The sequence below is a fragment of the Lentzea sp. CA-135723 genome, from assembly GCF_050936595.1.
Classification (GTDB): domain Bacteria; phylum Actinomycetota; class Actinomycetes; order Mycobacteriales; family Pseudonocardiaceae; genus Lentzea.
Window position 1 is genome coordinate 5,485,208 of record NZ_JBNJMK010000001.1, and the last position, 11,116, is coordinate 5,496,323.

At 69.7% G+C, this 11,116-nt stretch carries 12 protein-coding genes; 2 read left to right on the forward strand and 10 right to left on the reverse strand.

Annotated elements, in window-relative coordinates; genetic code table 11:
• Window positions 1–30: 30 nt before the first annotated feature.
• The 6 genes from ACQEU1_RS25055 to ACQEU1_RS25080 form a co-directional block, all read right to left on the reverse strand.
• Window positions 31–570, reverse strand: a complete 540-nt coding sequence (locus tag ACQEU1_RS25055) for a hypothetical protein (protein ID WP_433206306.1) — start codon at window positions 568–570, stop codon at window positions 31–33.
• A 4-nt stretch (window positions 571–574) separates the two neighbouring features.
• Window positions 575–1,162: a hypothetical protein gene (locus tag ACQEU1_RS25060; protein ID WP_433206309.1), complete on the reverse strand. Its 588-nt coding sequence runs from the start codon at window positions 1,160–1,162 to the stop codon at window positions 575–577.
• Complete coding sequence (locus ACQEU1_RS25065; RefSeq protein WP_433206312.1) at window positions 1,159–1,767, reverse strand: hypothetical protein; 609 nt, start codon at window positions 1,765–1,767, stop codon at window positions 1,159–1,161. The genes ACQEU1_RS25060 and ACQEU1_RS25065 overlap by 4 nt, the downstream gene beginning before the upstream one ends.
• An 81-nt stretch (window positions 1,768–1,848) precedes the next feature.
• Complete coding sequence (locus ACQEU1_RS25070) at window positions 1,849–2,409, reverse strand: hypothetical protein (RefSeq protein ID WP_433206315.1); 561 nt, start codon at window positions 2,407–2,409, stop codon at window positions 1,849–1,851.
• 29 nt (window positions 2,410–2,438) lie between these two features.
• Window positions 2,439–3,011 carry a hypothetical protein gene (locus ACQEU1_RS25075; protein ID WP_433206318.1) on the reverse strand — a complete coding sequence of 191 codons (573 nt, stop codon included), beginning with the start codon at window positions 3,009–3,011 and terminating at the stop codon, window positions 2,439–2,441.
• Window positions 3,012–3,078: 67 nt separating this feature from the next.
• Window positions 3,079–5,379 (reverse strand): sodium-translocating pyrophosphatase, encoded by a 2,301-nt coding sequence (locus tag ACQEU1_RS25080; RefSeq protein ID WP_433206321.1) that lies wholly within the window; start codon window positions 5,377–5,379, stop codon window positions 3,079–3,081.
• Window positions 5,380–5,595: 216 nt separating this feature from the next.
• On the opposite strand from ACQEU1_RS25080, the gene ACQEU1_RS25085 reads away from it, so the two are divergent.
• Window positions 5,596–7,893: a DEAD/DEAH box helicase gene (locus ACQEU1_RS25085; protein ID WP_433206324.1), complete on the forward strand. Its 2,298-nt coding sequence runs from the start codon at window positions 5,596–5,598 to the stop codon at window positions 7,891–7,893.
• Between the two features lie 277 nt (window positions 7,894–8,170).
• Entirely contained in the window at window positions 8,171–8,944 is a 774-nt protein-coding gene (locus ACQEU1_RS25090) for an aminoglycoside adenylyltransferase domain-containing protein (protein WP_433206327.1), read from the forward strand.
• A gap of 454 nt (window positions 8,945–9,398) precedes the next feature.
• On the opposite strand, the gene ACQEU1_RS25095 is transcribed toward ACQEU1_RS25090, so the two are convergent.
• The 4 genes from ACQEU1_RS25095 to ACQEU1_RS25110 form a co-directional block, all read right to left on the reverse strand.
• A complete protein-coding gene (locus tag ACQEU1_RS25095) occupies window positions 9,399–10,019 on the reverse strand; it encodes a bifunctional DNA primase/polymerase (protein ID WP_433206330.1) in 621 nt (206 codons plus the stop codon).
• A gap of 197 nt (window positions 10,020–10,216) precedes the next feature.
• Window positions 10,217–10,642 carry an Rv3654c family TadE-like protein gene (locus tag ACQEU1_RS25100; protein WP_433206333.1) on the reverse strand — a complete coding sequence of 142 codons (426 nt, stop codon included), beginning with the start codon at window positions 10,640–10,642 and terminating at the stop codon, window positions 10,217–10,219.
• A complete protein-coding gene (locus tag ACQEU1_RS25105) occupies window positions 10,639–10,968 on the reverse strand; it encodes a TadE family type IV pilus minor pilin (protein WP_433206336.1) in 330 nt (109 codons plus the stop codon). Before ACQEU1_RS25105 ends, ACQEU1_RS25100 begins: the two co-directional genes overlap by 4 nt.
• Window positions 10,949–11,110, reverse strand: coding sequence for a DUF4244 domain-containing protein (locus tag ACQEU1_RS25110; RefSeq protein WP_433206339.1), 162 nt, complete (start codon window positions 11,108–11,110; stop codon window positions 10,949–10,951). The genes ACQEU1_RS25105 and ACQEU1_RS25110 overlap by 20 nt, the downstream gene beginning before the upstream one ends.
• Window positions 11,111–11,116 lie beyond the last annotated feature (6 nt).

Consider the following 11,116-nt stretch of genomic DNA (forward strand, 5'->3'; position numbering starts at 1 on the left):
CAGTGGTGCGGCTGTGACACACCGGCCGGACTACCCGGCCTTCAGCTCGTCGCACGCCTGGGCCTTGCCGATCGCGTCCGAGTACTTCGGCGACTTCTCGAGCGCGTCGAACGTGGCCCTCAGTTGCTCGGGATTGCTCACCTGCGACGTGTCGGCGAGCACCTTCTCGGCCGCGTCCCAGAAGGCCGCGTTCGCCTCCAGGGCCGTGACCGGCGCTTTCGCCGCCTCGTAGGACCTGGCCGACTCGCCGACGTAGGCGACGAGCCGGTCGTGCAGGTCCTTGAGGTCGTCGGACGGTGGCCCGAGCTCCCCGAGCTCCTGCGCGGCGCTCTTGAACGCCGCCGCGTTGTCGTCCACGAGCTTCAGGTAGGCCGTCTTGACCGCGGCCGGGTTCGCCGCGTCCTGCGCCTGGAGCGCCTTGCCGGCCTTGAGACCGGGCACGAACGCACCGCAGAAGGCGTCCACCCAGCGGCTCTGCGCGTCCGTGAGCGGCTTCTCCTCGTCGGACGCGCAGGCGCTGGTCAGAACGGTCGTGGCGGCCAGCACGGCGGCGATCAGGCGTGTCCTCACCCGGCTAGTTTCCCTTGGCGAGCCGCTGCCACTCCGAGCAGACCTCGTTGGCGCGGAACGCCTCGGTGTACGCCGGGATCTTCACGATCTGCTCGAACAGTGCCGCCACCCCGTCGGAGTTGCCCCCACGGCTGGCGGTGACCTGCTGGAACCGTTCTGGGAACTTGGCGTCGGCCGCGAGCCCCTGCAGGCGACCGGCCACGTCGTCCCAGCCGGTCGCCTCGAGCCGCAACGACTTCACCAAGCGATCGTGCAGGTTCTGCACGTCGGAACTCATCGCACCGACCTTCTCCAGGCCGTCCGCCATCTTCCGGTCCGACGCGGCGGCCGTCGACGCCCACCGCACCGCGGCCACCTTCATGGCTTCGGCTCCCCGCGCGCCGTCGACTCCGATGGCCACGCGGGCGATCTCGGTCACGCCCATCGGGCCGCAGTAGGCGTCGAACCACGCCGCCGGGTCGGCGCCCGGAACGTGCGCAGTCGTGGTGGTCGTGGGCGCTGCCTGCCGCACCGGAGCGGCAGGCGGCGGGGTGCTGCAAGCGGTGATCGCGGCCGCGCTCAGCACGGCCGCGATCAGGCGAGACCCGGTCACTGGCCGATCAGCTTGCCGAGCTTCGTGCGCATCTCGGTGCACTCGGGCGCCTTGGTGACGGCGTCCTTGAGCTTCGGGTCGGCGTCGAGCTTCTTGATCTGGTCGGAGAGCTTCGACGGGTCTGCGGAGTCGCCGCCGATCTTCTCGACCTGGCCCAGGAAGTCGGGCGAGCTCGCGTCGATCTTGCTGATCTGCTCGTGGACGGACTTGTACTCCTTGGCGCCGTCGCCGAACATCTTGACCAGCTCGTCGTGCACGGCCTGGTGCTCTGGGCCGGGCGCGCCGACCTCCTTGAGCCTGGCCTCGGTGTCGGCCATCGCCTTGCCGCCGGTGTCGAGCAGCTTGAGCATGCCCTCCTTGATGGCGGCCGGGTTGTCGGCGTTGCTCGCGACGACCGTGATGAGCTCGACCGCGCCGGTGAGGACCGGCGTCGTGCCGGCGCAGAACGCACCCGCCCACTTGACCGGGTCGGCTGCGGCCGCCGTCGTGGTGGTGGTCGTGGGTGCGGCGGAGGACTGCGAGGACGGCGCGGCGCTGGTGCCGCAGCCGGTGAGGACAAGAGCCGCGCCTGCGCAGGCAGCAGCGATCGACAAACGTGCGTTCACGGTGATTTCCCCCAGAAACGTCTAACCGGACCGCCGAACAGTACACGTTCGGGCGATCCGGTCAGGGCGTCATTCGCGTGCTCAGGTGGTGGGCGGAGAGGTCTGCAACTCCTTGCAGTTGGCCGCTTTCGCAGCGGCGCCGCCGAGGCCCGTCTCGTCGAACTTCTTCTGCACGTCGGCGCCCGCCTTCTCCAGCTCACCGGCCTTCGAGGCCATCTCGGTGAACGCGGCGACGACCTGGTTGACGTCGGTCGAGGCGTCGAGCTTCGACTTGGTGTCGGCGAGCAGCGTCTTGATCTGCCCCATGCCGTCCTCGGCGGCGACGGCGAGCTCCTTCGACTTCGGGTGCGGGCCGTTCTCGAGGCTCTTGAGGTCGGCGATCGACTTGTCGACGGCGGTCACCTTCGTGCCGAGCCACTCGGACATGCCCGCCTGGAGCTTGGACGGGTCGCTCATGTCGATCGGGGGCTCGTCGGACAGGGACTTCACGGTGCCGCCGACGGCACCGCAGACCTTGTCCATCCACGCCACGACGTCGGCCTCGTTCGGGGTGGCCTGCGTGGATGTGGACGAACCTCCACTGCTGCACGCGGAGACCACGAGCAGACAGGTCGTCACAACGGCGATGACTGTGCGGCGCATGGGGCGGAAGTTACTCCGGACGGCCCCGCTCAGCTCGTCGGCGTGACGTTGAGGCGCTGCATCTCCTGGCACTTCTCCGCGGTCTGCGTGGCCTTCTGCAGCTCGGGGACGCCCTGGATGTCGCGCAGCGGGTCGGCGAGCTCGGAGAGCTTCGCGATGGCCTCACCGGCGGCCTGGATGCCGCCCGTGGCGTCGTTGCCGTCCGCCTTCTCGATCTTGGTCTTGGCGTCGGTGAACACCGTGCCGAGGGAGGTGAACGTCTCGGCCATCTTGTTCACGGCCTCCTCGCCACCCGCGACGGGCGACGGGCCGACGTTCGTGAGGCCCTCCGCCGACTTGGTGAAGGCGTCGGCGAGCTGGCCCATGTAGGCGGCCATCTCGGCCTTGAGCTTGGACGTGTCCGCCGGATCGACCTTCGGGGCGGTCTTCTCGATCTTGGCGAACTCGGAGGCCGCGGAGCACACCTTGTTCATGTACTCGACGGCGGCCGCGTTGTTGACGCCGCTGGACGGCGTCGGCGAAGTGCCGGAGTTGCCGCCGTTGGTGCACCCGGCCAGCGCTAGGGCGGCAACAGCGGCAGTGGCGACGAGGCTGCGCCTCATGTCGGAACTCCTCGGTCGGGGTACGTCGGGGGAAGACCCGAACGTACCCCGACCCGAGGGGCTGGACCTACGCGGCGCCGTTGCTCACGGACTCCGCGGGGGTGTCCGTGATCGACGTGCCGCGGCGCTTCGACACGACCACCGCACCCACGATGATCAGCACCGCGACGACGGCGATCGCGATGCGGATCGGCGCGGACGCGTTGTCACCGATGGTGAAGGTGATGATGGCGGGCGCGATCAGCACCGAGACCAGGTTCATCACCTTGATCAGCGGGTTGATGGCCGGACCGGCGGTGTCCTTGAACGGGTCGCCGACGGTGTCGCCGATGACCGTCGCGGCGTGGGCTTCGGAGCCCTTGCCGCCGTGGTTGCCGTCCTCGACCAGCTTCTTGGCGTTGTCCCAGGCACCACCGGAGTTGGCCAGGAAGACCGCCATGAGCGTGCCGGTCGCGATCGCGCCGGCGAGGTAGCCCGCCAGCGGGCCGACGCCGAGGCCGAAGCCGACGGCGATCGGGGCGAGCACGGCCATCAGACCGGGGGTCGCGAGCTCGCGCAGCGAGTCCCTGGTGCAGATGTCGACGACGCGGCCGTACTCCGGCTTCACCGAGTAGTCCATGATGCCGGGGTTGTCGCGGAACTGACGGCGCACCTCGAACACGATGGCACCGGCGGCGCGCGTCACGGCGTTGACCGCGAGGCCCGAGAACATGAACACGACGGCCGCACCGATCACGATGCCGACCAGGACGTTCGGCGAGAACACCACGAAGTCCGTGAAGTCCAGCGCCGTCTGCCCGGCCTTCGCCAGCGCCTGCGAGATGGCGTCCTGGTAGGAGCCGAACAGCGCCGTCGCGGCGAGCACGGCCGTCGCGATCGCGATGCCCTTGGTGATGGCCTTGGTGGTGTTGCCCACCGCGTCGAGCTCGGTGAGGATCTGCGCGCCCTCGCCGTGCACGTCACCGGACATTTCGGCGATGCCCTGCGCGTTGTCCGAGACCGGGCCGAAGGTGTCCATCGCCACGATGACGCCGACGGTCGTGAGCAGACCACAACCGGCGAGCGCGATCGAGAACAGCGCGACGACGACCGAACCGGACAGCAGGAACGCGCCGTAGACGGCGGCACCGATGACCAGTGCGGTGTAGACGGCCGACTCGAAACCGACCGAGATGCCGGACAGGATGACGGTGGCCGCACCGGTCCGCGAGGTCTCGCCGACCTCCTTCACCGGCTTGTGGTCGGTGCCGGTGTAGTAGCCGGTCAGCCAGAGGATGATGCCCGCCAGCACGATGCCGATGATCACCGCGACGGACGCGATGAGCGCCGGGTTGCCGCTGTCGGCCTTGAGCGCGTCGCTGATGCCGTTGAGGTCCGAGAAGGAGCTCGGCAGGTACGTGAACGCCGCGATGGTGCACAGCACCGCGGAGATGACCGCGGAGATGTAGAAGGCGCGGTTGATGGCCGCGAGGCCGTTCTCGCCCGCCTTCGCCCTCGTCGTGTAGACGCCGATCACCGCGGTGAGCACGCCGATCGCCGGGACGATCAGCGGGAACAGCAGGCCCTGCACGCCGAACGCGGCCGTGCCCAGGATCAGCGACGCGACGAGCGTCACGGCGTAGGACTCGAAGAGGTCAGCGGCCATGCCGGCGCAGTCACCGACGTTGTCGCCCACGTTGTCCGCGATCGTGGCGGCGTTGCGGGGGTCGTCCTCGGGGATGCCGACCTCGACCTTGCCGACGAGGTCGGCGCCGACGTCCGCGGCCTTGGTGAAGATGCCGCCACCGACGCGCATGAACATCGCGAGCAGCGCGGCACCGAAACCGAAGCCCTCCAGGACCTTCGGGGCCTGACCGGCGTAGACGAGCACGACGAGCGCCGCGCCGAAGAGGCCGAGACCGACGGTGGTCATGCCGACCACACCACCGGTGCGGAACGCGATGCGCGTCGCCTTTTCCCGGCCGCCTTCTTCGTTGGCGGCGGCGGCGACACGCACGTTGGCGCGCGTGGACAACCACATGCCCAGGTAGCCGATAGTCGCCGAGAACGCCGCACCGACGAGGAAGAACAATGATCGACCGATTCGCTCGGCCAAATCATCTGCCGGGAGCGCGAACAGCAGAACGAACACGACCACGACAAAAATGCCGAGCGTGCGGAACTGCCGGTTGAGGTAGGCCGCTGCGCCCTCCTGAACCGCCTTGGCGATGTCCTGCATCTTGTCGGTGCCCTGGCCGGCGGCCAGCACCTCCTTGAGCAGCACGTACCCGACGGCGAGAGCAGCCAGGGCGACCACGGCGACCACGGCTACGACGCCGCGATCACCCCCGGAGAGCTCGAGGCTCTCCGCGAGGAATTGCCGGGACATCCGTCCTCCTGGTGAGTTGCCATGTGCAGCGCCAAGGCAGACCAGCCGCCCAGCGCGACGTGACGCATCCCTCATTGGATGCGATGAGCGGGGAGTCTAGGGGCTTGTTGCAAGGAGGCAACGAAACGTCCCGATCCGTGCACACACCGTTATCTGCGCAGGAAGTCGAGTGCGGCCCGGTCAGGACTGTCGGTGGTGTATGCGAAGCTCGATCCCGTGGTGGATCAGGGACGCCGGCTGCTGGACCGCGTGCTGGCGGGAGTTCCCGCCGGGGAGTCGCCCCTCACGCACGCGCGCGATCTGCCGTTGCGGCAGGCAGATCATGTGGACTGGCCTGCGTGGACGGCCCCGGCGGTCGTCGAGGCGTTCGTGGAGGCGGGCGTGCGCGAGCCGTGGCGGCACCAGGCCGAGGCGGCCTCGCTGGCGTGGTCCGGGCAGCACGTGGTCCTCGCGACGGGCACGGCGTCGGGCAAGTCACTTGCCTACCAGTTGCCCGTGCTTTCCACTCTTTTGGCGGACACGAAGGCCACCGCGCTGTACCTGTCACCGACCAAAGCCCTTGGGGCGGACCAGCTCCGATCGCTCGAGGAGCTGGGGATCAAGGGGGTGCGCGCGTCGGCCTACGACGGTGACACCCCGATGGCCGAACGCGACTGGGTCAAGGCCCACGCCAACTGGGTCTTCACCAATCCGGACATGCTGCACCGCGGAATCCTTCCGCAGCACCCGAAATGGCTGCGGTTCTTCCGCCGCCTGAAGTACGTGGTGATCGACGAGTGCCATTCCTACCGCGGCGTTTTCGGGTCGCACGTCGCGTTGTTGATGCGGCGTCTCCGCCGGGTCGCCCGGAAATACGGCGCGGATCCGATCTTCGTTTTGGCATCGGCCACAGTGGCTGATCCTTCTGGTTCGGCGGAGCGTTTGCTCGGCGTGCCCGTTTCCGCTGTCGTGGACGACTTTTCGCCTCGTGCGTCGCGCACGGTCGCGTTGTGGGAACCCCCACTGACCTCTCTGGAGGGTGAGAACGGCGCGCCCGTCCGGCGGTCGGCGGGCGCGGAGACGTCGCGCATCCTGGCCGACCTGGTGGTCGAGGGCGCACGTTCGCTCGCTTTCGTGCGGTCCCGCCGCGGCGCCGAGCTGACCGCGCTCGGCACCCAGCGCATTCTGTCCGAAGTGGACGGTGAGCTGCCGCCGCGCGTCGCCGCGTACCGGGGAGGCTTCCTGCCGGAGGAGCGCCGGGCGTTGGAGAAGGCGCTGTCCACCGGAGACCTGCTCGGCGTGGCGACCACCAACGCCCTGGAGCTCGGCGTCGACATCGCGGGCCTGGACGCCGTGGTCGTGGCCGGTTTCCCGGGCACGCTGGCGTCGTTCTGGCAGCAGGCGGGCCGCGCGGGCCGTTCCGGTGACAGCGCCCTGGTGGTGTTCGTCGCGCGCGACGACCCGTTGGACACGTACCTCGTGCACAACCCGGCCGCAGTGCTGGACCGCCCGGTCGAGGCCACCGTGCTCGACCCGCTGAACCCGTACGTGCTGGGCCCGCAACTGGCCTGCGCGGCCTCCGAGATGCCGCTGACCCCGGCCTGCCTGGGCGACTTCGGCGGCCCGCTGGCCGAAGCGGTGCTGGACGACCTGGTGGCGGAGAAGCTGCTGCGCCGGCGTCCAGCGGGCTGGTACTGGGCCTCGCACGACCGCCCGCACGCCGGAGTCGACATCCGCGGCTCCGGCGGCGACCAGGTGGCCGTCGTGGAGTCCGACTCGGGCCGCATGCTCGGCACCGTCGACCCCGGCTCGGCCAGCTGGCAGGTGCACCCCGGCGCCGTGTACCTGCACCAGGGCCGTGCCTACGTGGTCGACGAGCTCGACCTGGACAGCGGCCTCGCGATGGTGCACCGCGAGGACCCGGAGTGGACCACCCAGCCCCGCGACTGCGTCGACATCACCGTGATCGGCGAGGCCGAGCAGGCGTCGTTCGACGGCGTCACGGTGTCCCTGGGCGAGGTGGAGGTGACCACCCAGGTCGTCGGCTACCTGCGCCGCCTGCCGTCCGGCGTGGTCCTCGACCAGATCCCGCTCGACCTGCCGGAACAGACCCTGCGGACCCGTGCCGTCTGGTACACCGTCGACGAGTCGCTGCTGGTGGCGGCGGGCGTGGAACCCAAACGCATCCCGGGCGCCCTGCACGCCGCCGAACACGCCGCCATCGGCCTGCTGCCTTTGTTCGCGACGTGCGACCGCTGGGACATCGGCGGCGTCTCCACGGCCGTGCACCCCGACACCGGCATGCCGACGGTCTTCGTGCACGACGGCCACCCCGGCGGAGCGGGCTTCGCGGACCGGGGCCACTCGGCGCTGCGGGCATGGCTGACGGCGACCCGTGCGGCGATCAAGGCGTGCACGTGCCCGATGGGCTGCCCGTCGTGCGTGCAGTCGCCCAAGTGCGGCAACGGCAACGACCCGCTCGACAAGGCGGGCGCCGTGCTGGTGCTGGACGTGGTGCTGGCCAAAATCGCCTGACCGGGGCCGCCGCGCCCGGTTATGTTGGGGGGCGTGAACGCCTGCGGCTGCAACGCCACCGACCGGACCCGTCGCCTCTAAGCGCGGCGAGCCGGAAGCCGTCGTGCTCCTTGGCGCGGCGAGCTGGAAGCCGGTCATGCTCCTTGGCGCGGCTGGCCGAATCCCCGCTGTGCCATCGCGCACGGCCGGGCCCCAACCCCGCCGCGCCTCCGCGCGGCGGTGTCGATCGCTCCGCCGCGCCCGTCCCCTTCTGGCCACGGGTTCTTGGGAGTCTGCCTTGTTCACGCCCTTCTCCGACCTGAACGTCCTTCTCGCCGACCTCGTCGCCTCCCAGCGCGAGATCCTCGGCCCCACCTACGTCGGCACCTACCTCCAGGGTTCGTTCGCCCTGGGCGCCGGCGACGTCCACAGCGACTGCGACTTCGTCGTCGCCTGCACCGAACTCCCGTCCGGCGACCGCGAAGCCGGTCTCCGCGCCCTGCACGCCGAGATCCCCCTTCGTCCCGGCCGCTGGTCGACGGAGATCGAGGGTTCCTACGCCGACGTGGACTCCCTGCGTTCGGTGGCGGGTCTGGGGGTGCCGTGGCTGTTCAACGACCACGGCACCCGCACCCTGGCGTGGGATCTGCACTGCAACAGCCCGCACGCCCGCTGGATCCTGCGCCACCACGGCATCGTGCTGGCCGGGCCGCCGATCACATCGCTGGTCGACGAGGTGCCCGCGTCCGCTCTGCGGGAGTCGATGCGCGCCGAGCTGCCGAACGTGTTGTCCGGCATCGAGGAGTGGGCGCCGATGGGCAACGCCTGGACGCAGCGCTACATCGTCTCGGCCTACTGCCGCACGCTCTACACCATCCACACGGGAATGGTGGAGTCCAAGCGCGGCGCCTTGGTGTGGGCAAAGAAAATGCTCGATCAGCGGTGGCACCCGCTGATCGAGCAGGTCCTGCAGGACCGGGACCTCGGCTGGGACGCCGACGCGGTACCGCGGCCCGGATCCATGGAGGAGACCGTCGCCTTCGCCGCCTACGCGGAGGGGCTCCGGCTCTAGCTCTCCTGCTTTTCGTGGGCGCGGCGGGGGCTCACGGGTACCCCCGCCGCGCTCTCCACGTGCCGAACACCGTGTTCCCGCCTGCTACCGCTTCGTGACCGGATTCCGCAGAACATCGGTGGAATCAGGTTCGTTCGTCTCGACAGGACACGCGGGAGGCGACGGTGTCGACTGTCTGCTGACGAACTCCGGGGAGGAGCCGGCTTCACCGACCGCGGCAGAGCAGGTGCTCCGCCACTAACGTTCCTCGGTCCGGTCACTACAACGGGAGGCTGTCCTTCGGGGTGCGTGTTCGGCTTTTCACCCGGTCCTCTGCGGCCCCCGACGTGCGGGGTGCGGAGGCCGATCATCGGATCGGGTTTGGTGGAACGGCCGCGCAGGGCATCGTCTTCGGGGTTGTCGGGGAGAGTCCACGACGACACCCAGCGCGGCCGGGCTTGTTCTTTTAGTTGTGTCAGACGGTTTCGAGCTGGAAGCGCGACGGGGCGTGCACGGCCTCGACGAGTGCTTCCTGCACGACGTGCGCGTCCGGCAGGTTCCAGCCGCAGACCTGCGGCTTGACCCGCCAGTGCACGACGCCGTGCGCCATCGTGGTGGGCGGCAGCGGGATGTACTCGCCCTTGCCGTACAGGTGGACGTCCGCGTTGTTCGCGAGCTCGGCGTTGAGCTTGGAGCCGGACTTCACGAGGAACATCCACCGGCCGGACGGGGTCGCGGCGATCGGCACGGGAACACCGATCTGCCGCAGTGCGACGGCCGCGCGGCGGCCGAGGTCGGTGCCGACCTCGATCGCGTCCACCACGTGGCCGGTGGCGACGAGAAGGCTGTACGAACGGCCGGCCCACCACGTGGCGACCTGGTCGGGACGCGTTCCGATCCGGTCGACCCAGTCGCGGTGCACCGGGATGGGGCCGTGGAGCTCGAGGCCGCTGCGGCCCGCCCACTGGGTGACGCCGTTCTCCGAACCGGCCGGGTACGTGCCGGGCAGTACGGGCCAACCGCGGTACGCGAGGCTGATCGCCTCGGCACGCAGTTCGATGCGGAAGGCCCCGCGCCAGCTGTCCGACCAATCCATCTTCCGTCGCCTTCTTCCTAGGCTCTGACTCGACATCGACGTGGTGCCGGTTTCCGTAGGGACACCGCGTCGGTGCCGCCACTACAACTAACGACACCGGCACCGGCCTCCGTAACCCCCGCTCGACAACTGGTAGCTACGGGACGGCGAACGTCCTCGGCGAGAACGGGCCGCTGAACTCCGCGCGTTTGGTTCGATCACCGTTCAGCATGTCCCGGCGCGGGTGTGAGTCCGCTCACCGCTGTGAGCCGACCGCTCGTCGTGCTCCAAACGCTTCGATCTTCGGCCGGACCTGCCCTGGCACGGGCGTTCACCGGGCCGAACGGCGTAATCGCCGACGCCTCGACAACCACCTCCTCTCCGCTCACCGTGCAGCTCGTCAGCTCGGACCTGTTCTCCAGCGCCGCGCGTTTTGCCTGCTCACAAGCACTTTCGGCGCCATCGGCCAGCCGAGCGGCCGCCGCGAGCGCCGCCAGATCGGCCGCACCGGTCACCCGATGCCGCGCGACGACCGCCGAACCGACCTGTGCACCGGCCACCACGACGATGATCAGCAACAACATGGCCGCCACACCGCTCACCGCGGCAGAACCCCGGTCGCAGCCCGACCGTTCACCGCTCATCGCGGCTCCGGCACGGCGAACGCCCGAGCGCTGAGCGGTAAGCCGAGCGGCCCCCGTTTGCTGACCACCACCGAGATCGCATCGCCTTGGACGTCCACCAAGACCTGGGCGCCACCCACGATCCGCCCGGCCGCCTCCTCACCGCGCTGCCGTTCACCGCGAGCCGCGAGCCGGGCGGCCTCGCGGGCGGCGTCCGCGCACCGCATCTGCTCGGTGACGGCCGTCAGCCCGTTCGCCCCCAGCCACACGGCCACCAGCAACGCGCTGACCGCGACGGCCGCCTCGACCGTGACCATCCCCCGGTCGTCAGACGGTCTCCAGCGCACGCCGTATCAGCTCCTCCACCAGATTCCGGAAGCCGTCACTGGTGATGATCACGTACAACAACGCGGCGAACGCGGCGGCGGCCAACGTCCCGATCGCGTACTCCACGGTGCTCATGCCGCTGTCGTCCTTGAGCAGTTCCATCTGTCT